The sequence below is a fragment of the Pseudomonas sp. PAMC 25886 genome, assembly GCF_000242655.1.
Lineage (GTDB): Bacteria > Pseudomonadota > Gammaproteobacteria > Pseudomonadales > Pseudomonadaceae > Aquipseudomonas.
In genome coordinates this window covers 66,856-93,267 of sequence record NZ_AHHC01000081.1, presented here as the reverse complement: position 1 = coordinate 93,267, position 26,412 = coordinate 66,856, and the positions used below count along the sequence as shown (strand labels likewise).

Below are 26,412 nucleotides of genomic sequence, written 5' to 3'. Positions count from 1 at the left end.
GCGTTACAGCAATAGCTGCCTGAACCCCTCCATCGGCACTGGCCGACTGTGCAGATACCCCTGGTATAGATGGCAACCCAACCCCTGCAGAAACGCCAGTTGCTCAGGAGTTTCCACGCCCTCGGCAATCACCTCCAGGTTCAGGCTGCGAGCCATGGCCACGATGGCACGGATGATTTCTGCGTCGTTGGGGTCATGGGTCGCATCGCGCACGAATGACTGGTCGATCTTCAGCGCGTCCACTGGCAGGCGCTTGAGGTACGTCAGTGATGAATAGCCGGTGCCAAAGTCATCCATCGCAAAACTCACACCGAGTTTCTTCAGGCGGCGCATTTTACTGATGGTGTCGTCCAGGTTCTGGATCACGATACCTTCGGTGATTTCCAGTTTCAGCAGCGTAAAGGGCAATTGGTGAGTACGCAGGCTGCGTTCCACCCGTTCGACAAAGTCGTTCTGGCGGAACTGCCGTGGGCTGATGTTGACGCACAGGCTGAAGTTCAACGGGTCCACCAGGCCCTCGGCGATCAGCCGGGCGAACGTCCCGCAGGCCTCGTCGAGGATCCAGGTGCCTACTTCCAGAATCAGCCCGCTGTCTTCCAGCACCTTGATGAATTCCGTCGGCGATTGCGCGCCCAGTTGCGGGTGCTGCCAGCGCACCAGGGCTTCAGCACCGACGATCCGGTTGCCCCGGGCATCCACCTGTGGCTGGTAGTGCACGCTGAATTCACCGCGAGACAAGGCCAGGCGCAGGTCGGTTTCCATGCGCAGCCGCTCGCTGGCGGTTTTCTGCATGCTGTTGTGGAACATCTGCGTGGTGTTGCGCCCGGAATCCTTGGCCCGGTACAGGGCGATGTCGGCGCGCTTGAGCAAGTCCGCCGGCGTGGAACCGTGATCGGGAATCAGTGCCACGCCAATGCTCGGGGTGACCTGCAGGCGGTGGCCGTCGAGAAACATCGGTTCGGATAACAGTTCGCGCAGGGTATCGGCCAGCTCCTGGACCTGAGCGCTGACTTGCTGGCGCGTACCTTCCAGGCCGCTGAGCAGCACCACAAACTCATCGCCTCCCAGGCGGGCCACGGTGTCTTCCATGCGCACGCTGGCTTCGAGGCGCGCGGTGACGATCTTCAGCACCGTGTCGCCCACCGGGTGGCCGAGGGAATCGTTGATGTGCTTGAAGTGGTCCAGGTCGAGAAACAGCAGCGCGCCCCGCAGGTTGTGGCGCTTGAGCAGGGCGATCTGCTGGCTCAGGCGGTCCATCAGCAAGGCTCGGTTGGGCAGGTTGGTCAGCGGGTCGTGATAGGCCAGGTGGCGAATCTGCGCCTGGGCGTTTTTCAGCAGGCTGACGTCCCGGGCGGTCAGCAGCAGGCACGGGGTTTCATTGAGGGTGATGGGTTCCACCGACACTTCAACCGCCAGCACGTCGCCACGCTTGTTGTGCCAGAGCATTTCCAGGTGATGAATGCGGCCCTTGATCTGCAGCTCGGCCAGCAGTGCGGCACGCTGGTTTTCATCGGCCCAGATACCGATCTGGTACAGCGTCAGGCCAATCGCCTCTTCGGCGCGGTAGCCGGTCAGGCGGCAGAAGCCGTCATTCACTTCCACGTAGCGCCCGGTATCGCGCTCGGTGATCGACACGGCGTCGGGGCTGGAGTGAAAGGCCTTGGCGAATTTCTCTTCGCTGGCCTTGAGCGCCGCTTCCGAGCGTTGCTGCTGGGTGATGTCCCGCAGGGTGGTGACAATGCAGGGTTGGTCGCCGACCTGGATCAGGCGGCTGGAAATCACGCACGTCAGCGTCTGGCCGTTTTTGTGATGGACGATGATTGCCACGTTGCTCAGGGCCTGTTCGCGAATCACCTGCTCGATGCGTTGCAGGCGCTGGCTGGACTCGTCCCACAGGCCGATGTGTTCGGCGTTGTTGTTGATCACCTCGGCGGCGGTCCAGCCGAAGGTTTGGGTGAAGGCGGGGTTGATCTCGATGAACTGCCCGGTTTCCAGGCGCGTGACGCAAATCGGGTCGGGGCTGGCGAGGAACAGGCTGGCAAATTTTTCTTCCGAGGCGATCAGGCGTTGCTCGCGCTCAACCTGGTCGGTGATGTCCAGCAGGGTCCCGGCCATGCGCAGCGGCACGCCCAGGTCATCGCGATAAAGGCGGGCGCGGCTCTCCAGGTAGCGGGAGCTGCCATCTTCCAGTTGCACGCGATAGGTCAGTTGGTAGTTGCCCGCCGGGCCTTCCCGCAGGGTGCGGTAGGCGTTGCGCATGTTCTCGCGCTCTTCATCGGGCATGCCTTCAAAAAAGGCGTCGAAGGATTCGTGGAACGGTTGGGGTTCCAGGCCGTGTAATTGGGCGGCGCGGGCCGAGCCGTAGAGCATGCCGCTGGGAATGTGCCAGTCCCAGGTGCCCAGCTGTGCCGAGTCCAGGGCCAGGTCGAGGCGTTCCTGGCTGTCCTTGAGGGCTTGCTCGGCATTCTTGCGTTCAGTGGTGTCGAGGAAGGTGCTGATCAGGTAGTCCTCGCCGTCCAGTTCGACTTTCTGGGCGCTGAGGGTGCCGTCGTGGATTTGCCCGTTGCTGGCGCGAAACTGCACCTCCATGGTGATGGGGGTGCCTTTGCGCTGGGTGGCCTTGATCAGCAGCGCGCGTTGCTCGGGGTGCACCCAGAGGCCCAGGTCGAGGGTGCTGCGGCCGATGGCATCGGCCAGCGGCCAGCCGAACAGGCTTTCGAAGTACTGGTTGGCTTCGCTGATCAGACCGTCGGCCTGACGGGTCAGCAGTACCATCAGCGGGCACAAGTGAAACAGCGTGGCGAAGCGCTTTTCCGAATGGCTGAGGGCGTGTTCGCGCTCGCGCTGCTGGGTGATCTCGCGGATCACCCCGATCATTCGGCGGCGACCGGTCTTTTCCGGCTGCAGGCTACCGTTGATTTCCAGCCAGTGCAGGCTGCCATCCGGCCATTGGATGCGGTGATGCATGGCCTGGGCGAACGGTTCGCCCGCCAGCACCGCGTGAAACGCCCGCACCACTTTGGCCCGGTCTTCGGCGGGCAGCAGGTCGAGGTATTCCAGGTCCTTGGGCAGCGGCTGGCGGGGATCGAAGCCAAACAATGCCTGCGTACCTCGGGACCAGCTGATCCGGCCGGTATCGATGTCCCAGCTCCAGGCGCCCAGTCGGGCAGCGTTGAGCGCAGCCAGCAGTTGCGGTGCGCTGTCCCAGCTTTGCTCCGCCTCCTGTGGGTCGAGGGCGTAGATGCGGGGCAGGGGTGGCACGGTATCGACGGGGTTGCGCATTATCAAAGGGCCTTGGCTCATTGGGCGTTCGGCGCGGGTTCACGGTCTACGGGCCACGGCGATTCAAGCCTGATTCCCTGGCAGATCGACCTGTGCATCCAATAGGCTCATGAAAGCCCGCGCAGCGTTCGACAGCGTCCTTTCGGTGTGCACGATATAGCCTAGCTGGCGACTGAGCTGTATGCCCGGCAAAGCGATGCGTGCCACTTGATCATCGAGCATGGTGCGCGGCAACACGCTCCACGCCAGGCCAATGGAGACCATCATCTTGATGGTTTCCAGGTAGTTGGTGCTCATGGCGATGTTCGGCGTCAGGCCCTGGGCCTCGAACAACCGCTGCACGATATGGTGGGTAAAGGTGTTGCCACCGGGAAACACCGCCGGGTGCCGGGCGATGTCCGCCAGGCTGACGCTGCCATTGCTGATCAGGCTGTGTTCCGGGGCCACCACGAAGTCCAGCGGGTCGTCCCACACTGGCGTTGCACGCACCAGGGTGTGCGGCTCCGGGGCCAGGGTGATCACTGCCACTTCGGCGCGGCCATGGAGGATTTCTTCGTAGGCCACTTCCGAATCGAGAAACTGAATATCCAGGGCCACGTTCGGGTATTCCCGGGTAAACGTGCGCAGCACCGGCGGCAGGCGATGCAGGCCAATGTGATGGCTGGTGGCCAGAGTGAGACGCCCGCTGACCTCGCCGGTGAGGTTGGTCAGGGCGCGACGGGTGTCGTCCAGCACGTTGAGAATCTGATAGGCCCGGGGCAATAACGCGCGCCCGGCCTCGGTGAGGCCGACTTCGCGCCCCAGTCGGTCGAACAGTCGCACCTTTAATTGCTGCTCTAAACCGGCGATGCGCTTGCTGATGGCCGGTTGGGTCAGGTGCAGGCGTTCACCGGCGCCGGAGAAGCTGCCGGTCTCGGCGATGGCGATAAAGGCATTGAGGTTGGCCAGGTCCATTGTCGTATTCCAGTTGGTAATCCAAAGCATAAAAAATATGAATTTGAGTTATTTAATGTAGCGCCATACCATCAGCCTCACAAGCCAAAGGGTTATTGAATCGTTCAAGGCCCGGGGCATAGAAACACCTGATGAGGACCGAGTGATGGCCGGCAAAACGCTTTACGACAAGCTTTGGGATTCCCATGAAGTGAAACGGCGCGATGATGGGTCGTCGCTGATCTACATCGACCGTCACATCATCCATGAAGTGACCTCGCCCCAAGCGTTCGAAGGCCTGCGACTGGCCGGGCGCAAGCCTTGGCGCGTCGACTCCATCATCGCCACCCCGGACCACAACGTGCCGACCACGCCTGAGCGTAAAGGCGGGATCGACGCCATCGTCGACACCGTGTCGCGCCTCCAGGTGCAGACCCTCGATGATTACTGCGACGAATATGGCATCACCGAATTCAAGATGAATGACGTGCGTCAAGGGATCGTCCACGTGATCGGCCCGGAGCAGGGCGCCACGTTACCCGGCATGACCGTGGTCTGCGGCGACTCCCACACCTCCACCCACGGCGCGTTTGGTGCCCTGGCTCACGGTATTGGTACGTCCGAGGTGGAGCACGTCTTCGCCACCCAGTGCCTCGTCGCCAAGAAAATGAAGAACATGCTGGTGTCGGTCGAGGGTGAATTGCCTTTCGGCGTCACTGCCAAAGACATCGTGCTCGCCGTGATCGGCAAGATCGGCACCGCCGGCGGTAACGGCCATGCCATCGAATTCGCCGGCAGCGCGATTCGCGACCTGTCCATCGAAGGCCGCATGACCATCTGCAACATGTCCATCGAAGCCGGTGCCCGTGTGGGCATGGTGGCAGCGGACGAAAAGACCATTGCCTACGTCAAGGGCCGTCCATTCGCACCCACCGGTGCCGATTGGGACGCGGCGGTTGAAGCCTGGAAAGACCTGGTTTCCGACGCCGATGCGGTATTTGACACGGTGGTTGAACTCGACGCGACCCAGATCAAGCCGCAAGTCAGCTGGGGCACCTCGCCGGAAATGGTGTTGGCCGTTGATCAACACGTGCCGGACCCGGCCAAGGAAACCGACCTGGTCAAACGTGGCTCCATCGAGCGCGCCTTGAAGTACATGGGCCTGAAAGCCAACCAGGCGATCACCGACATTCAGTTGGACCGTGTATTCATCGGCTCCTGCACCAACTCGCGGATCGAAGACTTGCGCGCTGCGGCGGTGATCGCCAAGGGCCGCAAGGTTGCTTCGACCATCAAGCAGGCGATCGTGGTGCCAGGTTCGGGTCTGGTCAAAGCCCAGGCCGAGGCTGAAGGCCTGGACAAGATCTTCCTCGAAGCCGGTTTTGAATGGCGCGAGCCGGGCTGCTCGATGTGCCTGGCGATGAACCCGGACCGTTTGGAGTCGGGCGAACATTGCGCGTCTACCTCCAACCGTAACTTCGAAGGGCGTCAGGGCGCCGGTGGCCGTACCCACCTCGTTAGCCCGGCCATGGCCGCCGCCGCTGCCGTCAACGGTCGTTTCATCGACGTTCGCGAATTGATCTGAGGAATACCCGATGAGAGCTTTTACCCAACACACCGGTTTAGTCGCGCCGTTGGACCGTGCCAACGTGGACACCGACCAGATCATTCCGAAGCAGTTCTTGAAGTCGATCAAGCGCACCGGTTTTGGCCCGAACCTGTTCGACGAGTGGCGCTACCTGGACGTGGGCTACGCCTACCAGGACAACTCCAAGCGCCCGTTGAACAAGGACTTTGTACTCAACGCCGAGCGTTACCAGGGCGCCAGTGTGTTGCTGGCCCGGGAAAACTTCGGTTGTGGCTCCAGCCGTGAGCACGCGCCGTGGGCCCTGGAAGAATATGGCTTTCGCAGCATCATCGCGCCGAGCTACGCCGACATCTTCTTCAACAACAGCTTCAAGAACGGCTTGCTGCCGATCATCTTGAGCGATGCCGAAGTGGATGAGTTATTCCAGCAAGTGGAAGCCGATGTGGGCTACCAGTTGACCATCGACCTGGCGGCACAGACCGTGACCCGTCCGGACGGCAAGGTGTACCACTTTGAAGTGGACGCCTTCCGCAAGCACTGCCTGATCAATGGCCTGGACGACATCGGCCTGACCTTGCAGGACGGCGATGCGATTGCAGCGTTTGAAACAAAGCACCGGGCCAGCCAGCCGTGGTTGTTTCGCGACGCTTGATTTGAGGTAGGCCGTGCGGGCCCATCGCGGGCAAGCCCGCTCCCACTTTTTGATCGTGAACTCGATCAACTGTAGGAGCTGGCTTGCCTGCGATAGCGCCCGTACAAACACCCCAAAACCCAAGGAAAATCACCATGACCAGCACCGCCCACACCCAAGTCGTGCAAAAACAATTCGGCGAACAGGCCTCGGCCTACCTGAGCAGCGCCGTGCACGCTCAAGGCACCGAGTTCGCGCTGCTCCAGGCCGAACTGGCCGGGCAGGGCGCTGCGCGACTGCTGGACCTGGGGTGCGGCGCCGGTCATGTGAGCTTCAACGTGGCACCGCTGGTTAAAGAAGTGGTGGCCTACGACCTGTCCCAGCAGATGCTCGACGTGGTCGCCGCCGCTGCCGTGGACCGGGGGCTGGACAACATTCGCACCGTGCACGGCGCCGCCGAGCGCCTGCCGTTCGCTGACGGTGAATTCGACTTCGTGTTCAGCCGCTACTCGGCCCACCACTGGAGCGACCTTGGCCTGGCCCTGCGTGAAGTGCGCCGGGTGCTCAAGCCGGGCGGCGTGGCAGCGTTTATTGACGTCTTGTCACCGGGCAGCCCGCTGTTGGACACTTACCTGCAAACCGTCGAAGTGCTGCGCGACACCAGCCACGTGCGTGATTATTCCGCCGGCGAGTGGATGCACCAGCTCAGCGAAGCCGGTTTGCATGTGCGCAACAGCAGCCGCCAGCGCCTGCGCCTGGAATACACCTCGTGGGTTGAGCGCATGCGTACGCCAGAGGTCTTGCGTGCTGCGATCCTGGCGCTGCAAAAGGCGATGGGCCAGGAAGTGCGTGATTATTTCGAGATTCAAGCCGACGGCACCTTCAGCACCGACGTGCTGGTGGTGTGGGCCGAACGCTGATTAATTTTTCCCGACCTGCCTGCGGGCGGGTCGCTTGATGAAATGAGGAACGCATGAGCAAGCAGATTCTGATTCTCCCTGGCGACGGCATTGGTCCGGAAATCATGGCCGAAGCGGTCAAGGTCCTGGAAGTGGCCAACACCAAGTACAGCCTGGGCTTTGAATTGAGCCACGACGTGATCGGCGGCGCGGCCATCGACAAGCACGGCGTGCCCCTGGCCGACGAAACCCTGGACCGTGCCCGCGCGGCCGACGCCGTGCTGCTGGGCGCCGTCGGTGGCCCGAAATGGGACAAGATCGAACGTGACATCCGCCCTGAGCGCGGCTTGCTGAAAATCCGTGCGCAACTGGGTCTGTTCGGCAACCTGCGCCTGGCGATTCTCTACCCGCAACTGGCCGATGCTTCCAGCCTGAAGCCGGAAATCGTGGCCGGCCTGGACATCCTGATCGTTCGCGAACTGACCGGCGGTATCTACTTCGGCTCGCCACGGGGCGTGCGCGAGTTGGAGAATGGCGAACGCCAGGCCTACGACACCCTGCCGTACAGCGAGAGTGAAATCCGCCGTATCGCCCGTGTCGGTTTCGACATGGCCCGCGTGCGTGGCAAGAAGGTCTGCTCGGTGGACAAGGCCAACGTCTTGGCGTCCAGCCAGCTGTGGCGTGAAATTGTCGAAGAAGTCGCCAAGGACTACCCGGACGTTGAGCTGAGCCACATGTACGTCGACAACGCGGCCATGCAGCTGGTGCGTGCACCGAAGCAGTTCGACGTGATCGTCACCGACAACCTGTTCGGCGACATCCTGTCCGACCAGGCGTCGATGCTCACCGGTTCCATCGGCATGCTGCCGTCGGCGTCCCTGGATGCCAACAACAAGGGCATGTACGAGCCGTGCCACGGTTCGGCGCCGGACATCGCCGGGCAGGGCATTGCCAACCCGTTGGCGACCATTTTGTCGGTGTCGATGATGCTGCGTTACAGCTTCAATCTGACTGACGCCGCGGATGCCATCGAGAAGGCCGTGAGCCTGGTGCTGGACCAAGGCCTGCGCACCGGCGACATCTGGTCCCAGGGTTGCACCAAGGTCGGTACGCAAGAAATGGGCGACGCAGTAGTCGCCGCGCTGCGGAATCTGTAATCTCTCGGGCCCGCTTGCAGATGTTGCTGCAAGGCGGCCCACTTTTGAACAAGGTGTAGTTGCGATGAAACGTGTAGGTCTGATCGGTTGGCGCGGTATGGTCGGTTCCGTGCTCATGCAGCGGATGCTGGAAGAGCAGGATTTCGATCTTATTGAGCCGGTGTTTTTCACCACTTCCAATGTGGGTGGTCAAGGGCCGTCTGTGGGCAAGGATATTGCGCCGCTCAAGGATGCCTACAACATTGAAGAACTGAAGACCCTCGACGTCATTCTGACCTGCCAGGGCGGCGACTACACCAGCGAAGTCTTCCCTAAGCTGCGTGAAGCCGGCTGGCAGGGTTACTGGATCGACGCCGCTTCCAGCCTGCGCATGCAGGATGACGCGGTGATCGTGCTGGACCCGGTGAACCGCAAGGTGATCGACCAGCAACTGGACGCGGGCACCAAGAACTACATCGGTGGCAACTGCACCGTCAGCCTGATGCTGATGGGCCTGGGCGGCTTGTTCGAAGCCGGCCTGGTGGAGTGGATGAGCGCCATGACCTATCAGGCGGCCTCCGGTGCCGGCGCGCAGAACATGCGTGAACTGATCAAGCAAATGGGCGCGACCCACGCCGCTGTTGCCGATCAACTGGCTGACCCGGCCAGCGCGATCCTCGACATCGACCGCCGTGTGGCTGAAGCCATGCGCAGTGAAGCCTACCCGACCGAGAACTTCGGTGTGCCATTGGCCGGTAGCCTGATCCCTTGGATCGACAAGGAACTGCCTAACGGCCAGAGCCGTGAAGAGTGGAAGGCCCAGGCCGAGACCAACAAGATTCTTGGTCGCTTCAAGAGCCCGATCCCGGTGGACGGCATCTGCGTGCGCATCGGCGCCATGCGCTGCCACAGCCAGGCGCTGACCATCAAGCTGAACAAAGACGTGCCGATCGCCGATATCGAAGGGCTGATCAGCCAGCACAACCCTTGGGTCAAGCTGGTGCCGAACAACCGCGACATCAGCATCCAGGAACTGAGCCCGAACAAGGTGACCGGTACCCTGAATGTGCCGGTTGGCCGTCTGCGCAAGCTGAACATGGGGACTCAGTACCTGGGCGCGTTCACCGTCGGCGACCAACTGCTGTGGGGCGCGGCTGAGCCGTTGCGTCGCATGCTGCGGATTCTGCTGGAGCGGTAATCGCTGCCTGTAATAAGAAACCCGCGATCTGGTGACAGGCGCGGGTTTTTTATTGCGCTTTCGGGCCTCTTCGCGAGCAAGCCCGGCTCCCACAGTGAACGGTGTTTGCCTGAACTACTCGGTCAACTGTGGGAGTCGGGCTTGCCCGCGATGGGGCCATCCGCCACACCACAAGGCCCATCTCAATTGCCTCACCCCCAGCCACCCGGTAAAGTGCCGCTCCCCCCGCAATGCCCGAGGCAGCCCCCATGACCCAGACCTTTGATATTGCCGTGATCGGCGCCACCGGCACCGTTGGCGAAACCCTGGTGCAAATCCTCGAAGAGCAAGACTTCCCGGTGGGCAACCTGCACCTGCTGGCCAGCAGCGAATCGGCCGGGCATTCGGTGCCGTTTCGCGGCAAAAACGTGCGGGTGCGGGAAGTCGACGAATTTGATTTCAGCAAAGTCCAGCTGGTGTTCTTCGCTGCCGGCCCTGCGGTCACCTTGAGTTTCTCGCCGCGCGCCACCGCCGCCGGCTGTACGCTGATCGATTTGTCTGGCGCCTTGCCGGCCGATCAGGCGCCGCACGTGGTCCCGGAAGCCAATGCTCAGGTACTGGATGGCCTGAAAAAACCGTATCAAGTCAGCAGCCCAAGCCCGTCCGCCACCGCGCTGGCCGTGGTGCTCGCGCCACTGCGTGGCTTGCTGGATATTCAGCGCGTCAATGTCACCGCCAACCTCGCCGTTTCCGCCCAGGGCCGTGAAGCCGTCAGTGAACTCGCCCGCCAGACCGCCGAACTGTTGAACGTACGTCCGCTGGAGCCGAAGTTCTTCGACCGGCAGATGGCTTTCAACCTGCTGGCCCAGGTCGGCAAGCCTGACGCCCAAGGCCACACCGCGCTGGAAAAGCGCCTGGTGCACGAATTGCGCGCCGTGCTGGAAATGCCTTTGCTAAAGATTTCCGTCACTTGCGTTCAAGCCCCGGTGTTTTTTGGCGATAGCCTGACTGTGTCCCTGCAATTGGGTGCAGCGGTGGACCTCGCTGCCGTCAACCTGGCCCTGGACTCGGCAACGGGTGTCGAGTTGGTTGAAGAGGGCGATTACCCTACTGCTGTTGGCGATGCGGTCGGTCAGGACGTGGTCTATGTGGGCCGGGTGCGCGCCGGTGTCGATGACCCGGCGGAACTAAATTTGTGGCTGACGTCAGATAACGTACGCAAAGGGGCCGCACTGAACGCCGTACAGCTGGCGCAGTTGTTGATAAAAGGCCTTGTGTAAAAGATACTTGGCGGCAATTTGTAGATTGATTCTAGCCAAGCGCTATGCTTGGCCCCAAGCTGGAAAAATTGCGCGTCGGTGACCTATCGGCTCGCCATGCCTAATGGCAGCGGTTACCCACCTTCTCGCAGGCCGGGGAGTGTTCAAAAAGGATGAGGCTATGGTTCAAGTTCGCAAACTGGTGTTAGCAATAGCGGCCGCCTCGGCGCTGTCCTCCGGTATGGCGCAAGCACTGCAACTTGGGGAGATGACCCTCAAGTCGAAGCTGAACCAGCCGCTGTCGGTGGAAATCGAGTTGCTCGACGTCGGTGGCCTGACCGCCTCCGAGATCACCCCCAGCCTGGCGTCGTCCCAGGCCTTCGTGGACGCGGGCGTCGATCGCCAGGCGTTCCTGAACGACCTGACCTTTACCCCGGTGATCAACCCCAACGGCCGCAGCGTGGTGCGTGTCACCTCCAGCAAGCCGCTGCCTGATTCCTATGTGCGTTTCCTGCTGCAAGTGCAATGGCCCAACGGCCGGCTGATGCGCGACTACAGCGTGTTGCTCGACCCGGCCAAGTTCGACCAGTCGACCCCGGTAGCCGGTGCGCCCGCAGCGGCGCCCGCGCCACGCCTGAACTCGCCGGCCACCGCGCCGACAATCAGCAAAGCCAAGGAACACACCACGACTTCCCGCGATACATTGTGGGAAATCGCCGCGAAGAACCGCAATGGCGCCTCGGTGCAGCAAACCATGCTGGCCATTCAGGCGCTGAACCCTGACGCCTTTATCGATGGCAACATCAACCGGATGAAAACCGGCCAGGTCCTGCGCCTGCCGGATTCGGGCCAGAGCACCAGCCTGCCGCAGCCCCAGGCGATTGCTGAAGTAACTGCGCAAAACGCTGCGTGGCGCGAAGGTCGTCGCGGTGGCAATCAGCTCGCCGGCAAGGCGCAACTGGACGCCACAAAGCGTACCCAGGCGGGTAATGCACCGTCGCAGGCCAATACCAAGGACAATTTGAGCCTGGTCTCGGCCGAAGCGGCCAAGAAGGGCGTAAAAGGCGGCGCAGGTGACAGCCGTGCCCTGAACAACAAGCTGGCGGTGACCCAGGAAAGCCTGGATTCGACCCGTCGCGAAAATGAAGAACTGAAAAGCCGCATGGCTGACCTGCAGAGTCAGCTGGACAAGCTGCAGCGGCTGATCGAGCTCAAGAACAATCAGCTGGCCAAGTTGCAGGCCCCGGGTGGCGCTGCGGCGCAGCCTGCTGCTCCGGCTGCAATGCCGGCCGAGCTGGCTGCACAACCGGCCGCGCCGGCGGCTGCCGCAACCCCGGTGGCTGCGCCGGTCGAGACGCCGGTCAAGGCTGATGCGGCACCGGCTACCACCGAAGGCAAATTCAACGACCTGCTGACCAACCCGATCGTGCTCGGCGTGATCGGCGGCGCGGCAGGTTTGCTGGTGCTGTTGCTTCTGCTGCTGTGGGCCCGTCATCGCAACGCGCGCCTTGAAGAAGAAAAACACCTGCGCATGGCGCGGGCCCTGGCTGAAGAGCCGGAGTTCGCACCGAACATCGATCATGATTTGCCGTCCGACAGTTTCGAAGGCCTTGATGTACCGCCGCCGAACGTCAAGCTGGCGCCAGCTCCAGCGGCAGTCGTTGCACCGGTGGTGGCTCCTGTCGTTGCGCCGGTTGTCGCCCCGGTTGCTGCCGAGCGTCCAGCCGACGCCCTGGCACAAGCCCAGTCGCACATCGATCGTGGTCACCTGAACCAGGCCGCTGAAGTGCTGGAAGAGGCGATCAAGCAAGAGCCTGCCCGCAGCGACCTGCGTCTCAAACTGATGGAAGTCCACGGTTTGCAGGGCAACAAAGACGGGTTTGTCACTCAGGAGCGCCAACTGGTCGCCAACGGCGACAATCACGCCCAGGTTGAACAGCTGAAAAGCCGCTTTCCGGCCATGGCTGTGCTCGCGGCGGGTGTCAGTGCTGCCGTTGCTGCGGCGGCGCTCGACGCCCAGTACGTCAAGGACCTGCTCAAGGACGAGCCCGCGCCGCCTGCACCCGCGCCGGAACCTGCGCCCGAGCTGGACGCGTTTGACACCGATTTCGACCTGAGCCTGGACGACCTGGAAGCCGCTTCGCCGGCCGTGGTCAACCCGCAATCGGACGACCTGAGCTTTGAGTCCGTGCTGCAACAGCAGGCCGAGGCCAAGGCCAGCGAAGAAGACCTCTCGGACTTCGACCTGGACCTGCAACTCGATCCGCCATCGTCGACCCAGTCCGACGACGATTTCCTCTCCGGCCTTGAAGACCCGATGAAGGACCTGCCACCGGTAGAGCCGCCGACCCTGACGCCGACCGACCTGGACGACCTCGACCTGCCGGAAGACTTCGACCTGTCCCTGGCCGACGAGCCCGAGGCGCCTGCAGCGGCCAAGCCGGACGCGTTCGCCTCGGAGCTTGACGACGTCAACGCCGAGCTGGATCGTCTGTCGCAAAGCCTGGAACATCCGCCGATCGAACCGTCCTTTACCGCCGAAGACGCGGCGCTGGGTGGCGACGAGCCGGAATTCGACTTCCTCTCCGGCACCGACGAAGTGGCGACCAAGCTTGACCTGGCCCAGGCCTACATCGACATGGGCGATGCCGATGGCGCGCGGGATATCCTGGCCGAAGTGTTGAATGAAGGCGATGACGGTCAGAAAGGCGAAGCCAAGGAAATGCTCGGCCGGCTGGCTTGATACATCCGGCGAACACCACGGCAGCCTTCGGGCTGCCGTTTTGTTTTCCGGGCACCAAACTCATGGCGTCCCCGGCGCGCGGCCTTATAATGGCCGCCTTTGCGCAACTCATCAGGCTCTCAGTTCTTGGCAAATATAGATAACGCGGCCGCCGAAATGGCGGCCGCAGGCTTTTTCAGAATCGCCCTGGGCGTGGAATACAAAGGCTCGCGCTATCGTGGCTGGCAACGCCAGGCCTCCGGCGTGCCGACGGTGCAGGAAACCCTGGAGAAGGCTCTGTCGAAAGTCGCCGACTCGCCGGTCTCGCTGATGTGTGCCGGGCGTACCGACGCCGGTGTACACGCTTGCGGGCAAGTGGTGCACTTTGATACCCAGGCCGAGCGCACGATGAAGGCGTGGGTCATGGGCGCCAATATCAATTTGCCCCACGACGTCAGTGTCAGTTGGGCCAAGGTGATGCCGGCGCACTTTCATGCGCGCTTCAAGGCCATCGCCCGGCGTTATCGCTATGTGATCTACAACGATCAGATCCGCCCGGCGCACCTCAACGAAGAAATCACCTGGAACCACCGCCCGCTGGACGCCGAGCGTATGGCTGAGGCGGCCCAGCATCTGGTGGGCATCCACGATTTCAGCGCGTTTCGTGCCGGCCAGTGCCAGGCCAAGTCGCCGATCAAGGAAGTTCATCACCTGCGGGTGACCCGCCACGGCAAGATGATCGTCCTGGATATCCGCGCCGGTGCCTTCCTGCACCATATGGTGCGCAATATCGCCGGGGTACTGATGACCATCGGTACCGGCGAGCGTCCGGTGGAGTGGGCCAAAGAAGTGCTGGAAAGCCGTGTTCGCCGCACCGGTGGCGTCACGGCGCATCCGTTCGGCCTGTACCTGGTGGATGTGGAGTACCGCGACGAGTTCGAATTGCCGCAGCGGTTCATCGGGCCACACTTCCTCACAGGTTTCAGCGAACTTGGCGGCTGACGCCCTCAAAAGCATTTGTTACCATCCGGGACTTTCCCGGACACGCCCTGAGGTTTCATCGACATGTCTGCCGTTCGCAGCAAGATTTGCGGGATTACCCGCATAGAAGACGCGTTGGCGGCGGTCGAGGCGGGGGCCGATGCCATCGGTTTCGTGTTTTATGCCAAAAGCCCGCGGGCGGTGAATGTGTTGCAGGCGCGGGCAATCATTGCCGCGTTGCCGCCGTTCGTGACCACCGTGGGGTTGTTCGTCAACGCCAGCCGCTGCGAACTCAATGAAACCCTCGATGCCGTGCAACTCGACATGCTGCAGTTCCATGGCGATGAAAGCCCTGACGAGTGCGAAAGCTATCAGCGCCCGTATATCAAGGCGCTGCGGGTCAAGGCCGGCGACGATATTGCGGCGGTGTGCGCTGCTTACACTGGCGCCCGCGGGGTTCTTCTCGACACCTACGTCGAAGGCGTTCCCGGCGGCACCGGCGAAGCGTTCGACTGGTCGTTGATTCCCGAAGGCTTGAGCAAGCCGATCATCCTGGCGGGAGGCCTGAACCCGGGCAACGTGGCAGGCGCCATCCGGCAGGTTCGGCCGTACGCGGTGGACGTCAGCGGCGGGGTGGAGCAGGGCAAGGGCATCAAGGATCACGCAAAGATTCGCGCATTCATGCAAGCCGTGCGCGACAGCAGCGGGACGATGTGACGGCTGGCAGTCTGCCGCCGTCCATAACTACCACTGTGTAAAACAGCCCGGCGCCGCCTGTGGGAGGCCCGGAAATGAAGTGGCAACCCTGCACGGCAGGTTGTCTGGAAGGCTGAGGGCGCAGGCAGGAAATGGCAGGTCGAACGTCTGACCCCGTCCAGCTTGTGTCATCGCCACATATGAATTTAGCTCAAGGGCATACGCGGAGCTGTGTTCAAGCCACCGGTACTGGAGAAAGAAAGCATGAGCAACTGGTTAGTAGACAAACTGATCCCCTCGATCATGCGTTCCGAGGTGAAGAAAAGCTCGGTTCCTGAAGGTCTTTGGCACAAGTGCCCTTCCTGCGACGCGGTGTTGTACCGCCCGGAGCTGGAAAAGACCCTGGACGTTTGCCCCAAGTGCAACCACCACATGCGTATCGGCGCCCGCGCCCGCATTGATATCTTCCTCGATGCCGATGGTCGCTCCGAACTGGGCGCCGACCTGGAGCCGGTCGACCGTCTGAAATTCCGCGACGGCAAGAAGTACAAGGACCGCCTGACCGCTGCCCAGAAGCAGACCGGTGAGAAGGACGCGCTGATTTCCGTCAGCGGCAAGCTGCTGGGCATGCCGGTAGTGGTTTCTGCCTTCGAATTCTCCTTCATGGGCGGCTCCATGGGCGCCATCGTCGGTGAGCGTTTTGTACGTGCCGCCAACTACGCCCTGGAAAATCGTTGCCCGATGATCTGCTTCGCAGCCTCCGGCGGCGCGCGGATGCAGGAAGCACTGATTTCCCTGATGCAAATGGCCAAGACCTCTGCGGTACTGGCGCGTCTGCGTGAAGAAGGCATTCCGTTCATCTCCGTATTGACCGACCCGGTCTACGGCGGCGTGTCCGCCAGCCTGGCAATGCTGGGTGACGTGATCGTCGGTGAGCCAAAAGCCCTGATCGGTTTCGCCGGCCCGCGTGTTATCGAGCAAACCGTTCGCGAAAAACTGCCGGAAGGCTTCCAGCGCAGTGAGTTCCTGCTGGAGCACGGCGCGATCGACATGATCATCGCCCGTTCCGAGCTGCGTCCGCGCCTGGGTAACCTGCTGGCACAAATGATGGGCCTGCCGACGCCTGTGTACGTCGCGCCTAAAGTAGAACCGATTGTCGTGCCACCGGTGCCTGCAAACATATGACCCAACGTACCCTGGGCGAATGGCTCGCCTACCTTGAGCAGTTGCATCCGTCAGCCATCGACATGGGCCTGGAGCGCTCGCAACAGGTAGCGACCCGCCTCGGGTTGGGCAGGCCGGCACCGCGTGTGATCACGGTGACCGGCACCAACGGCAAGGGCTCTACCTGCGCCTTTGTCGCCGCCTTGCTGCAAGCCCAGGGCTTGAAGGTCGGCGTGTACAACTCGCCGCACCTGCTGCGCTACAACGAGCGGGTGCAACTCAATGGCGTCGAAGCCACTGACGAGCAACTCTGCGAAGCCTTCGCCGCACTCGATGCCGGGCGTGGCGAAATTTCCCTGACGTATTTCGAAATGGGCACCCTCGCGGCGTTCTGGCTGTTCGAGCGTGCGCAACTCGATGTGGTGGTGCTGGAAGTCGGCCTCGGCGGGCGTCTGGACACGGTCAATGTGGTGGATGCCGACCTGGCGCTGATCACCAGCATTGGTGTCGACCACGCCGACTACCTGGGTAACACCCGTGAATCCGTGGCCTATGAAAAGGCCGGGATCTTCCGCCAGGGCAAGCCTGCACTGTGCGGCGACCTCGACCCGCCGCATACCTTGCTGGACAAGGTGCGTGAGCTGGATTGCCCGTTCTTCCTGCGTGGGCGTGAGTTCAATCTCGAGATCGGCGACCAGCATTGGCAGTGGCGCGGGCTTGATGCGCGTGGCCAGACCGTTGAATTGCGTGACCTGCCGCTGCTGAACCTGCCGATGGAAAACGCCGCGCTCGCGCTGCAAGCCTACCTGTTGCTGGATTTGCCCTGGCATGCCGAGCAGATTGCCGCTACGTTGCAGGCTACTCGGGTGGTAGGGCGTCTTGATCGACGAGCCTTCGACTGGAAGGGCAAGCGCCTGAATCTGCTGCTGGATGTGGGGCATAACCCTCACGCCGCTGAATACCTGGCCAAGCGCCTGGCGCGCACGCCACCTGCCGGTCGCCGACTGGCGGTGTTCGGCTTGTTGTCCGACAAGGACCTGGATGGCGTGGTTGCGCCGTTGCTGGGCAACGTTCAAGCCTGGGCGGTTGCGCCGCTGGATACACCGCGCAGTCGTCCTGCCGTCGAGTTGCAGGTGGCGTTACAGAACCTTGGTGCGTCGGTGACGTCCCATGCAAGCGTGACAGCCGCCCTGGAAGCCCAGTGCGCGATTGCGACGCCTGAGGATGAGATTCTGTTGTTCGGATCATTTTATTGTGTTGCCGAGGCACTCGAGTGGTTGGCCCGGCGCTCCACGGAGGAAGCTGCACATGGCATTACTGGATAGCGCATACAAGCAGCGAATGGTCGGAGCCCTGGTTCTGGTGGCGTTGGCGGTGATTTTTCTGCCGATGCTGTTTTCCCGTCAGGACGAGCAACGCCAGGTGACCGTCGAAGCCCCGGCTGCGCCCCAGGCGCCGGCGGTGCCTCAGGTTCAGGTTGAGCCGGTGGTGGTTCCCGAGCCGCAAGCGCTGCCGGAAGAAGAGCCGGTACCGACCGACGATGAAGTCGCCGCACAGCAGGCGCCGTCGATGCCGGTTCAGCCGAGCGTACCGGTGGTCAAGCCTGCGCCTGCTGCTCCGGCGGTTGTGGCCAAGCCAGCAGCGCCGGCGCCAGCACCAAAACCTGTGGCGCCGCAGCCGGCGGCACCGGGCAAGCCGGACGTGGGTCAGAGCCGTATTGACCCGAATGGCTTGCCGATCAGTTGGTCTATCCAACTGGCCAGCCTGGCTAACCGTGAAAGTGCTGATGCGTTGCAGAAGAAGCTGCGCACCCAGGGTTACAACGCCTATATCCGCAGCGCCGACGGCAAGAACCGGGTCTTTATCGGGCCGTTGATCGAGCGCGCCGAAGCCGATCGCCTGCGGGACTTGCTGGATCGCCAGCAGAACCTGAAGGGTTTTGTGGTTCGCTTCCAGCCAGAGCGCGGTTAAAACAGTAGGAGCCGGCTTGCCGGCGATGGCGTCCTTGAGGCCGCCATCGCCGGCAAGGCGGCTTCTGCATTTATCTGGCGCAACTCATTGATTTCAAATGCACTGCCAATCACAGCTTACCGATAGCCCGGCGCTCTGCTAAAATGCGCCGCCTTATCCGTCTGTAGGCTGAACTGTGCCATTTACCTGGGTTGACTGGGCGATCGTTGCAATCGTCGCCATCTCCGCTTTGATCAGTCTAAGCCGCGGCTTCGTTAAAGAAGCTCTGTCGTTGCTGACATGGATCATCGCAGGGGTTGTAGCCTGGATGTTCGGCGGTTCATTGTCGGTCTACCTGGCCGGATATATCGAGACACCTTCGGCTCGCGTCATCGCGGGCTGCGCCATCATGTTCATCGCCACGTTGTTGGTAGGGGCAATGGTCAATTATCTTATCGGCGAATTGATACGCGTCACCGGCCTCTCCGGGACCGATCGATTTCTCGGCATGGCCTTCGGCGCCGCACGTGGCGGCTTGCTGGTGGTTGTGGCGGTCGGGCTGTTGAGCCTGGGGCCGGTACAGCAGGATTCGTGGTGGCAGGAGTCTGTACTCGTGCCAAAATTTCTATTGGTTGCAGATTGGTCCAAAAACCTCATTTTGGGGTGGAGCAGTCAGTGGCTGGCCAGCGGGATCAGCGTACCCGCTGATCTTCCGTTCAAGGAACACCTCTTGCCGGCCAAAACGCCTCAGTAAGTTGTGTTCAGTCAAGATTCATTAAGTAGGGGTTGCGTCGCATGTGTGGCATCGTCGGTATCGTCGGTAAGTCGAACGTGAATCAGGCGCTGTATGACGCGCTAACCGTCCTCCAGCACCGCGGCCAGGATGCTGCCGGTATTGTGACCAGCCACGACGGCCGGTTATTCCTGCGCAAGGACAATGGTCTGGTGCGTGACGTGTTTCATCAGCGCCACATGCAGCGCCTGGTCGGGCACATGGGCATTGGCCACGTACGCTACCCGACAGCGGGCAGCTCGACGTCGGCAGAAGCCCAGCCGTTTTACGTCAACTCGCCGTATGGCATCACCCTGGCGCACAACGGCAACCTGACCAACGTTGAACAGCTGGCCAAGGAGATTTACGAATCTGACCTGCGCCACGTCAACACCAACTCGGACTCCGAAGTACTGCTGAACGTGTTCGCCCACGAGCTGGCCCAGCGCGGCAAGCTGCAGCCGACCGAAGAAGACGTGTTCGCCGCCGTGACTGACGTGCACAACCGTTGCGTCGGTGGTTACGCCGTCGTCGCAATGGTGACCGGCTACGGTATCGTTGGTTTCCGCGACCCTCACGGCATCCGCCCGATCGTGTTCGGCCAGCGTCACACCGACGAAGGCGTCGAGTACATGATCGCCTCCGAAAGCGTGTCCCTGGACGTGCTGGGCTTTACCCTGATCCGCGACTTGGCACCGGGCGAAGCGGTCTACATCACTGAAGACGGCAAGCTGCACACCCGTCAGTGCGCACTGAACCCGAAACTGACCCCGTGCATTTTCGAACACGTGTACCTGGCGCGTCCGGATTCGATCATCGACGGTGTTTCGGTGTACAAAGCGCGCCTGCGCATGGGCGAGAAGCTGGCCGACAAGATCCTGCGCGAGCGTCCTGACCACGACATTGACGTAGTGATCCCGATCCCGGACACCAGCCGCACCGCAGCGCTGGAGCTGGCGAACCACCTGGGCGTGAAATTCCGCGAAGGCTTCGTCAAGAACCGTTACATCGGCCGTACCTTCATCATGCCGGGCCAGGCGGCGCGCAAGAAGTCGGTACGCCAGAAGCTCAATGCGATCGAGCTGGAGTTCCGCGGCAAGAACGTAATGCTGGTGGATGACTCCATCGTGCGTGGCACCACTTGCAAGCAGATCATCCAGATGGCCCGCGAAGCCGGGGCGAAGAACGTTTACTTCTGCTCCGCCGCGCCTGCCGTGCGTTACCCGAACGTGTACGGCATCGACATGCCGAGCGCTCACGAGCTGATCGCCCACAACCGTTCGACCCAGGACGTTGCAGACTTGATCGGCGCCGACTGGCTGATCTACCAGGACCTGCCGGACCTGATCGAAGCGGTTGGCGGTGGCAAGATCAAGATCGAGGAGTTCGATTGCGCAGTGTTCGACGGCAAGTACGTCACCGGCGATGTCGACGAGGCCTACCTGAACAAGATCGAGCAGGCGCGTAACGATTCCTCGAAGATCAAGACCCAGGCGGTCAGCGCGATCATCGACCTGTACAACAACTGAGTAGACACCGGCCCTTAGGGGCCGGTTTTGCATCTTTGATAAAGCATTCGAGTTGAGGAGTAGAGCATGAGTCAGGAATGGGATGCCGGTCGCCTGGATAGCGACCTCGATGGCGTAGCTTTCGATACCCTGGCTGTGCGCGCCGGCCAGCACCGCACCCCGGAAGGTGAGCACGGTGATCCGATGTTCTTTACCTCCAGCTATGTGTTCCGCACTGCGGCCGACGCCGCTGCGCGTTTTGCCGGTGAAGTGCCGGGCAACGTTTATTCGCGCTACACCAATCCGACCGTGCGCGCATTCGAAGAGCGTATCGCCGCGCTGGAAGGCGCCGAGCAGGCGGTCGCCACTGCCACGGGCATGGCCGCGATTCTCGCGGTGGTCATGAGCCTGTGCAGTGCCGGCGATCATGTGCTGGTGTCGCGCAGCGTGTTTGGCTCGACCATCAGCCTGTTCGAAAAATACTTCAAGCGTTTTGGCATTGAAGTCGACTACGTGCCGCTGGCAGACCTGTCCGGCTGGGACACGGCCATCAAGGCCAACACCAAATTGCTGTTCGTCGAGTCGCCGTCCAACCCGTTGGCCGAGCTGGTGGACATTGCAGCATTGTCCGAAGTGGCTCATGCCAAGGGCGCGATGCTGATCGTCGACAACTGCTTCTGCACGCCGGCACTGCAGCAGCCGCTGAAGCTGGGCGCGGACATCGTTGTGCACTCGGCCACCAAGTTCATCGACGGCCAGGGCCGTTGCATGGGCGGTGTGGTTGCCGGGCGCAGCGAGCAGATGAAGGAGGTGGTGGGCTTCTTGCGCACCGCTGGCCCGACCCTGAGCCCGTTCAACGCCTGGATCTTCCTCAAAGGCCTGGAAACCCTGAGCCTGCGGATGAAGGCCCATTGTGCCAATGCCCAGGCGCTGGCCGAGTGGCTGGAGCAGCAGGACGGTATCGAAAAGGTTCACTACGCCGGCCTCAAGAGCCACCCGCAACACGAGTTGGCCCAGCGTCAGCAGCGTGGTTTTGGCGCCGTGGTGAGTTTCGAGGTCAAGGGTGGCAAAGAGGGCGCCTGGCGCTTTATCGATGCAACCCGCCTGATCTCCATTACCGCCAACCTGGGTGACAGCAAGACCACCATCACTCACCCAAGCACCACCTCCCACGGCCGCCTGGCGCCGCAGGAGCGTGAAGCGGCCGGTATTCGCGACAGCCTGATCCGCATTGCGGTGGGCCTGGAAGACGTTGCTGACTTGCAGGCCGATCTGGCCCGTGGGTTGGCTGCCCTGTGATCGAGTGGTCCATGGAGGCGGCAACCGCCAGTAACGGACGGGTCGCGCTGGTGACCGGCGCGGCGCGGGGCATCGGTCTGGGGATTGCCGCCTGGTTGATCAGCGAAGGCTGGCAGGTGGTGCTCACGGACCTCGACCGTGAGCGCGGTTCCAAGGTGTCCAAGGTGCTGGGCGACAACGCCTGGTTTATCACCATGGACGTGGCCGATGAGCGGCAGGTCGCCCAGGGCGTGGCCGAGGTGCTCGGCCAGTTCGGGCGTCTGGACGCATTGGTTTGCAATGCGGCAGTGGCCGATCCACGCAATATCACGCTGGAAAGCCTCGACCTGGCTTACTGGAATCGCGTGCTGGCGGTAAACCTCAGTGGGCCGATGTTGCTGGCCAAGCACTGTGCGCCGTATCTGCGGGCCCACGGTGGCGCCATCGTTAACCTGGCCTCGACCCGGGCCCGGCAGTCGGAGCCGGACACCGAGGCCTACGCGGCGAGCAAGGGCGGTTTGCTGGCCCTGACCCACGCGCTGGCCATGAGTCTCGGGCCGGAAGTGCGGGTCAATGCCGTGAGCCCGGGCTGGATCGATGCCCGTGACCCGGCTGCACGGCGTGCCGAGCCACTCACGGATGCGGATCACGCCCAGCACCCGGCGGGCAGGGTAGGCACTGTGGAAGACGTGGCGGCGATGGTGGCTTGGTTGCTGTCGCGCAATGCGGGGTTCGTGACCGGGCAGGAGTTCGTCGTTGACGGTGGCATGAGCAAGAAGATGATTTACAGCGAGTAGGGCGGGTGACGGTCCTGAAGCAATTTTGTCTTTTTCAGAAAAACTTCAAGCGGGCTATTGACTTAGGTCCGCTACCTGCGTAAATTTCGCGGCCTCACGAAGCAAAGGGTGATTAGCTCAGCTGGGAGAGCATCTGCCTTACAAGCAGAGGGTCGGCGGTTCGATCCCGTCATCACCCACCACTTCTTGAGAGTTTTGCCTTCGGGCAAGACGCAACGTTAAAGGTTGCACCGACGCGCAGCGGTAGTTCAGTCGGTTAGAATACCGGCCTGTCACGCCGGGGGTCGCGGGTTCGAGTCCCGTCCGCTGCGCCATATTTTCCAGGTCTGATGTTTCAGATTTGAGATTGAACAGCCAAGGCTGCTCAGTCAGATGTTTGAAGGCAGTTGAAGGTGACACTTCAGCAGTCTGAGCGATACGCAGCGGTAGTTCAGTCGGTTAGAATACCGGCCTGTCACGCCGGGGGTCGCGGGTTCGAGTCCCGTCCGCTGCGCCATATCTGTTCCAGGGCCCACTGAACGCCCTGAGACGCCAAAGCAAGCCGCTGGCTTGGTTGGATCGATAGCAAAGACCCTGGTCGAAAGACCGGGGTTTTTTGTGTCTGCGATTTGGCTCGGTACCTGATGGACAGGGGCCGGCAAGCCAGCCCCGTGATCCGGGATCAGAACCCCAGCTTGTCTCGCAGCCCGTAGTACCAGGCGCCCAGCGCCGCAAACGGCGTGCGCAACAGTTGCCCACCCGGGAACGGGTAGTGCGGCAGGCCGGCAAACGCATCAAAACGCTCTGCCTGGCCTCTCAGGGCTTCCGCCAGGACCTTGCCCGCCAAGTGGGTGTACGTCACGCCATGGCCGCTACAGCCCTGGGAGTAATAGATGTTATCCCCCAGGCGGCCAACCTGTGGCAGGCGCGACAGGGTCAGCAGGAAATTGCCGGTCCAGGCGTAATCGATCTTCACGTCCTTGAGCTGCGGAAACGCCTTGAGCATCTTCGGCCGGATGATCGCTTCGATGTTCGCCGGGTCACGCGCGCCATACACCACGCCACCGCCGAAGATCAGGCGCTTGTCGCTGGTCAGGCGGTAGTAATCCAGCAAATAGTTGCAGTCCTCGACGCAGTAGTCCTGCGGCAGCAGTGTCTTCGCCAGCTCATCGCCCAGTGGCGCGGTAGTAATCACCTGCGTACCGCACGGCATGGACTTGGCTGCCAGCTCCGGCACCAGGTTCCCGAGGTAGGCGTTGCCCGCGACAATAATGAACTTGGCCCTGACCTTGCCGTGTGCCGTATGCACCACCGGATTGGCGCCGCGCTCAATGCGAGTCGCCGCCGACTGTTCATAAATCGTACCGCCGAGGGATTCCACCGCCGCCGCTTCGCCCAGCGCCAGGTTCAGCGGGTGAATGTGCCCGCCGCTCATGTCCAGCAGGCCGCCCACATAGTTGTCACAGGCGACCACTTCACGAATGCGCCGCTCGTCCAGCAACTCCAGCTGGGTGTGGCCGTAGCGTTCCCACAGGCGCTTCTGCGACTCCAGGTGGCCCATGTGCTTGCCGTTCAGCGCGGCGAACACTCCGCCGTCCTTCAGGTCACACTGGATCTGATACTTGGCCACCCGTTCCCGAATGATTCTGCCGCCTTCAAACGCCATGTCGCCCAGCAATTGCGCCTGCTTGGGGCCGACACTGCGCTCGATCACATCAATGTCACGGCTATAGCTGTTGACGATCTGCCCGCCGTTACGGCCCGACGCGCCAAAACCCACCTTGGCGGCTTCCAGTACCGTCACGCGAAAACCGTTCTCCAACAGGAACAGCGCGCTGGAAAGCCCGGTATAACCGGCGCCGATCACACATACATCGGTTTCGACTTCACCTTGCAGCTCCGGGCGAGCAGGTACCGCATTCGCAGACGCGGCGTAATACGACTGGGGGTAGGGGGTGTTCGCCATCCTGGAACCTCTGTTTTATATTTTTTACGAGTGCGCCGATCCTACCTGAGTTGAAAATCCGCTGCCAGCCACCGGAAAAATACGGCTGTGCTGCCCACAAATAAAAAATTCGCATATTCATAGGCTTAGCTGCAAAAAAGGTGTTGACACCCCTCGGGAATTCCGTAGAATGCCGCCTCACAGCAGGCACGTAGCTCAGTTGGTTAGAGCACCACCTTGACATGGTGGGGGTCGTTGGTTCGAGTCCAATCGCGCCTACCAAACAAAATCCGCTCTGCTGGGCGGTCTAGAAGGGCTCACCGAAAGGTGGGCCCTTTTTTGTTGCTTTGGATTTCATGCAGAACGTTCACAAAATATAGGCTCCGTTCACACTGGGCAATGTGAACGCCAAAAGTGTTCGTTCTATGCTTTGATTTTTCTCTGTGTCTGAGGTGGGGCAGGGTGATCGTCAGCGAAAGAACTATCAGCGGGGCGTGCGTGCCTGATCGGGCAATTCCTATTTCAGCATCGAGTCGGATGATCAGGCACTGTTGCTCTTGGTATCCAGATTTACTTGATTGCTTCTAGGAAGCGCGGCTGACTTTAAAAAAGGTAATAGTAGGCTCGGATAGAGTTCCTGCTGCTGCGAGCATTGGAATCAACCTTGATGTTTTGATGGCGTAATACTCGATGACCGGAGTGAACCCTCCGCTCTGCTGCTGGGGGTGTCGCTGTAGAAAATTGTGCATCGTTGAAACCTGAATGCACATATCCCTTACCGTTGCCTCAGTTTCTGATCCCGCTTCTTTCGCGTGTCGAAGGAATCTTGAATACGGCTCCGATTTCTCAGAAGTGATCGAGATGCGCTCGGATTCTGCAACTATTTGCAAAAAATCAGTCGAGCCTGTTGTTTTTTTCAGCAATTCGGTGAGCCTAGCGTCTATATCCTTTACCACTTGTAAAACTTCTTCTCCTTGCTTATCCAGAGCAAGCTGTCCAAGTTGTTTGGACTGTAAGTGTAATGACCATAAAACCGCAACGAATGCGAACAAGGCAAACACAGGGTTCAGAATGCCCCCAAAGTAATCGCCGAAAGCCCCCCAGACGGCCTGATCCTCGGAACGGTGAAAGCCAAACGACAGTAAGTACACGGTTAGGACAACGGCTATAAGGATCAGGGCTGATCCCAAGATAGCAATAAGAATGCGACGGTTCATGGACTACTCCTTGTAAAAGCTCGTGACTTTACCAGAGTTGTGAACTAGAAGGTGGAGTGGTGCCGGCATAGCTGAGGCTGCTTCTTGGTGGGGTGACATGTTTCACATCCTTGAGTATTGGTTCTCAATGGGAATTTTTATCTTCACTATGACTGCCGGCATAACAGTTTTCATCGTGAGTTAGGTAGTGCTAAAGCTACGGCTCAAGCCAGTACAGTAGCTCAATGGTACTAATGGCCTGACGGCTAACACGCTGTTTAGGCATCACTACAAAGCCACCTGTGGCACCGAGTCTGGGGTATTTCGACGAGTATTTTCGGTCGCACTCCTGAATTGACCTCAAAGCATGAAGGAATTGTTGATTATAAGCTCACGGCTGGTTTACCCGTGTTGCGGGAGACGTTATTGTAAGCGTTGATAGAGGCCAAATGGTGGCCCGTGAAATGGTCCAGCCCCTAAGGCCTCGAGTCAAGAGGGGCGCTGAGTGAAAATGGTGAT

General features: G+C 61.1%; 20 protein-coding genes and 4 tRNA genes. 20 read left to right on the top strand and 4 right to left on the bottom strand.

All coding sequences use genetic code 11. The annotated features are described in order from the left end of the window. Nucleotides 1-3: 3 nt before the first annotated feature. Nucleotides 4-3,282: an EAL domain-containing protein gene (locus MUM_RS0125875; protein WP_010175753.1), complete on the bottom strand. Its 3,279-nt coding sequence runs from the start codon at nucleotides 3,280-3,282 to the stop codon at nucleotides 4-6. Nucleotides 3,283-3,345: 63 nt separating this feature from the next. After that, nucleotides 3,346-4,236 carry a LysR family transcriptional regulator gene (locus MUM_RS0125870; RefSeq protein WP_003212656.1) on the bottom strand — a complete coding sequence of 297 codons (891 nt, stop codon included), beginning with the start codon at nucleotides 4,234-4,236 and terminating at the stop codon, nucleotides 3,346-3,348. Nucleotides 4,237-4,381: 145 nt separating this feature from the next. Here MUM_RS0125870 and leuC point away from each other — a divergent pair, with 145 nt between their 5' ends. From leuC to MUM_RS0125775, 19 genes are all read left to right on the top strand, one after another. Further along, a complete protein-coding gene (gene leuC / locus MUM_RS0125865) occupies nucleotides 4,382-5,800 on the top strand; it encodes a 3-isopropylmalate dehydratase large subunit (protein ID WP_010175751.1) in 1,419 nt (472 codons plus the stop codon). A gap of 10 nt (nucleotides 5,801-5,810) precedes the next feature. Continuing rightward, nucleotides 5,811-6,455: a 3-isopropylmalate dehydratase small subunit gene (gene leuD, locus MUM_RS0125860; protein WP_010175750.1), complete on the top strand. Its 645-nt coding sequence runs from the start codon at nucleotides 5,811-5,813 to the stop codon at nucleotides 6,453-6,455. A gap of 134 nt (nucleotides 6,456-6,589) precedes the next feature. Then, a complete protein-coding gene (locus MUM_RS0125855) occupies nucleotides 6,590-7,354 on the top strand; it encodes a class I SAM-dependent methyltransferase (protein WP_010175749.1) in 765 nt (254 codons plus the stop codon). A gap of 53 nt (nucleotides 7,355-7,407) precedes the next feature. Then, nucleotides 7,408-8,490 (top strand): 3-isopropylmalate dehydrogenase, encoded by a 1,083-nt coding sequence (gene leuB / locus MUM_RS0125850; protein ID WP_010175748.1) that lies wholly within the window; start codon nucleotides 7,408-7,410, stop codon nucleotides 8,488-8,490. A 64-nt stretch (nucleotides 8,491-8,554) separates the two neighbouring features. Next, nucleotides 8,555-9,667 (top strand): aspartate-semialdehyde dehydrogenase, encoded by a 1,113-nt coding sequence (asd, locus tag MUM_RS0125845; RefSeq protein ID WP_010175747.1) that lies wholly within the window; start codon nucleotides 8,555-8,557, stop codon nucleotides 9,665-9,667. Between the two features lie 248 nt (nucleotides 9,668-9,915). After that, on the top strand, nucleotides 9,916-10,926 hold the full coding sequence (locus tag MUM_RS0125840) for an aspartate-semialdehyde dehydrogenase (protein WP_010175746.1): 1,011 nt from the start codon (nucleotides 9,916-9,918) through the stop codon (nucleotides 10,924-10,926). 160 nt (nucleotides 10,927-11,086) lie between these two features. Continuing rightward, nucleotides 11,087-13,648: a FimV/HubP family polar landmark protein gene (locus tag MUM_RS0125835; RefSeq protein ID WP_010175745.1), complete on the top strand. Its 2,562-nt coding sequence runs from the start codon at nucleotides 11,087-11,089 to the stop codon at nucleotides 13,646-13,648. Between the two features lie 156 nt (nucleotides 13,649-13,804). Continuing rightward, complete coding sequence (truA, locus tag MUM_RS0125830; protein WP_010175744.1) at nucleotides 13,805-14,629, top strand: tRNA pseudouridine(38-40) synthase TruA; 825 nt, start codon at nucleotides 13,805-13,807, stop codon at nucleotides 14,627-14,629. A gap of 63 nt (nucleotides 14,630-14,692) precedes the next feature. Beyond that, entirely contained in the window at nucleotides 14,693-15,325 is a 633-nt protein-coding gene (locus MUM_RS0125825) for a phosphoribosylanthranilate isomerase (RefSeq protein WP_010175743.1), read from the top strand. 243 nt (nucleotides 15,326-15,568) lie between these two features. Then, nucleotides 15,569-16,489 carry an acetyl-CoA carboxylase, carboxyltransferase subunit beta gene (gene accD / locus MUM_RS0125820; protein WP_010175741.1) on the top strand — a complete coding sequence of 307 codons (921 nt, stop codon included), beginning with the start codon at nucleotides 15,569-15,571 and terminating at the stop codon, nucleotides 16,487-16,489. Beyond that, entirely contained in the window at nucleotides 16,486-17,793 is a 1,308-nt protein-coding gene (gene folC / locus MUM_RS0125815) for a bifunctional tetrahydrofolate synthase/dihydrofolate synthase (protein WP_010175739.1), read from the top strand. Before accD ends, folC begins: the two co-directional genes overlap by 4 nt. Beyond that, on the top strand, nucleotides 17,777-18,439 hold the full coding sequence (locus MUM_RS0125810) for an SPOR domain-containing protein (RefSeq protein ID WP_010175738.1): 663 nt from the start codon (nucleotides 17,777-17,779) through the stop codon (nucleotides 18,437-18,439). Before folC ends, MUM_RS0125810 begins: the two co-directional genes overlap by 17 nt. A 175-nt stretch (nucleotides 18,440-18,614) precedes the next feature. After that, nucleotides 18,615-19,172 (top strand): CvpA family protein, encoded by a 558-nt coding sequence (locus MUM_RS0125805; protein WP_003212681.1) that lies wholly within the window; start codon nucleotides 18,615-18,617, stop codon nucleotides 19,170-19,172. A gap of 41 nt (nucleotides 19,173-19,213) precedes the next feature. After that, complete coding sequence (purF, locus tag MUM_RS0125800; RefSeq protein WP_003212683.1) at nucleotides 19,214-20,719, top strand: amidophosphoribosyltransferase; 1,506 nt, start codon at nucleotides 19,214-19,216, stop codon at nucleotides 20,717-20,719. A 66-nt stretch (nucleotides 20,720-20,785) separates the two neighbouring features. Then, nucleotides 20,786-21,997 (top strand): O-succinylhomoserine sulfhydrylase, encoded by a 1,212-nt coding sequence (locus tag MUM_RS0125795; protein WP_010175734.1) that lies wholly within the window; start codon nucleotides 20,786-20,788, stop codon nucleotides 21,995-21,997. A gap of 11 nt (nucleotides 21,998-22,008) precedes the next feature. Continuing rightward, nucleotides 22,009-22,773, top strand: a complete 765-nt coding sequence (locus tag MUM_RS0125790) for an SDR family oxidoreductase (RefSeq protein ID WP_010175731.1) — start codon at nucleotides 22,009-22,011, stop codon at nucleotides 22,771-22,773. 106 nt (nucleotides 22,774-22,879) lie between these two features. Next, a tRNA-Val gene (locus MUM_RS0125785) sits at nucleotides 22,880-22,955 on the top strand. Nucleotides 22,956-23,010: 55 nt separating this feature from the next. Beyond that, nucleotides 23,011-23,087: transfer RNA gene (locus MUM_RS0125780), tRNA-Asp, on the top strand. A 105-nt stretch (nucleotides 23,088-23,192) separates the two neighbouring features. Next, nucleotides 23,193-23,269, top strand: a tRNA-Asp gene (locus tag MUM_RS0125775). Nucleotides 23,270-23,434: 165 nt separating this feature from the next. Here the strand turns inward: MUM_RS0125775 and MUM_RS0125770 are convergent. Further along, nucleotides 23,435-24,718, bottom strand: coding sequence for an NAD(P)/FAD-dependent oxidoreductase (locus tag MUM_RS0125770; RefSeq protein ID WP_010175729.1), 1,284 nt, complete (start codon nucleotides 24,716-24,718; stop codon nucleotides 23,435-23,437). A gap of 184 nt (nucleotides 24,719-24,902) precedes the next feature. On the opposite strand from MUM_RS0125770, the gene MUM_RS0125765 reads away from it, so the two are divergent. Further along, nucleotides 24,903-24,979, top strand: a tRNA-Val gene (locus tag MUM_RS0125765). 302 nt (nucleotides 24,980-25,281) lie between these two features. On the opposite strand, the gene MUM_RS0125760 is transcribed toward MUM_RS0125765, so the two are convergent. Then, nucleotides 25,282-25,914, bottom strand: coding sequence for a hypothetical protein (locus MUM_RS0125760; RefSeq protein ID WP_010175727.1), 633 nt, complete (start codon nucleotides 25,912-25,914; stop codon nucleotides 25,282-25,284). Nucleotides 25,915-26,412 lie beyond the last annotated feature (498 nt).

What these genes read in the sequence shown, in the direction of transcription:
- MUM_RS0125875 (WP_010175753.1), bottom strand. Translation starts at nt 3,282, where the DNA reads ATGCGCAACCCCGTCGATACCGTGCCACCCCTGCCCCGCATCTACGCC.
- folC (WP_010175739.1), top strand. Translation starts at nt 16,486, where the DNA reads ATGACCCAACGTACCCTGGGCGAATGGCTCGCCTACCTTGAGCAGTTG.
- leuC (WP_010175751.1), top strand. Translation starts at nt 4,382, where the DNA reads ATGGCCGGCAAAACGCTTTACGACAAGCTTTGGGATTCCCATGAAGTG.
- MUM_RS0125870 (WP_003212656.1), bottom strand. Translation starts at nt 4,236, where the DNA reads ATGGACCTGGCCAACCTCAATGCCTTTATCGCCATCGCCGAGACCGGC.
- accD (WP_010175741.1), top strand. Translation starts at nt 15,569, where the DNA reads ATGAGCAACTGGTTAGTAGACAAACTGATCCCCTCGATCATGCGTTCC.
- MUM_RS0125810 (WP_010175738.1), top strand. Translation starts at nt 17,777, where the DNA reads ATGGCATTACTGGATAGCGCATACAAGCAGCGAATGGTCGGAGCCCTG.
- MUM_RS0125840 (WP_010175746.1), top strand. Translation starts at nt 9,916, where the DNA reads ATGACCCAGACCTTTGATATTGCCGTGATCGGCGCCACCGGCACCGTT.
- MUM_RS0125760 (WP_010175727.1), bottom strand. Translation starts at nt 25,914, where the DNA reads ATGAACCGTCGCATTCTTATTGCTATCTTGGGATCAGCCCTGATCCTT.
- leuD (WP_010175750.1), top strand. Translation starts at nt 5,811, where the DNA reads ATGAGAGCTTTTACCCAACACACCGGTTTAGTCGCGCCGTTGGACCGT.
- MUM_RS0125855 (WP_010175749.1), top strand. Translation starts at nt 6,590, where the DNA reads ATGACCAGCACCGCCCACACCCAAGTCGTGCAAAAACAATTCGGCGAA.
- MUM_RS0125790 (WP_010175731.1), top strand. Translation starts at nt 22,009, where the DNA reads ATGGAGGCGGCAACCGCCAGTAACGGACGGGTCGCGCTGGTGACCGGC.
- truA (WP_010175744.1), top strand. Translation starts at nt 13,805, where the DNA reads ATGGCGGCCGCAGGCTTTTTCAGAATCGCCCTGGGCGTGGAATACAAA.
- MUM_RS0125835 (WP_010175745.1), top strand. Translation starts at nt 11,087, where the DNA reads ATGGTTCAAGTTCGCAAACTGGTGTTAGCAATAGCGGCCGCCTCGGCG.
- MUM_RS0125770 (WP_010175729.1), bottom strand. Translation starts at nt 24,718, where the DNA reads ATGGCGAACACCCCCTACCCCCAGTCGTATTACGCCGCGTCTGCGAAT.
- asd (WP_010175747.1), top strand. Translation starts at nt 8,555, where the DNA reads ATGAAACGTGTAGGTCTGATCGGTTGGCGCGGTATGGTCGGTTCCGTG.
- leuB (WP_010175748.1), top strand. Translation starts at nt 7,408, where the DNA reads ATGAGCAAGCAGATTCTGATTCTCCCTGGCGACGGCATTGGTCCGGAA.
- MUM_RS0125825 (WP_010175743.1), top strand. Translation starts at nt 14,693, where the DNA reads ATGTCTGCCGTTCGCAGCAAGATTTGCGGGATTACCCGCATAGAAGAC.
- MUM_RS0125795 (WP_010175734.1), top strand. Translation starts at nt 20,786, where the DNA reads ATGAGTCAGGAATGGGATGCCGGTCGCCTGGATAGCGACCTCGATGGC.
- purF (WP_003212683.1), top strand. Translation starts at nt 19,214, where the DNA reads ATGTGTGGCATCGTCGGTATCGTCGGTAAGTCGAACGTGAATCAGGCG.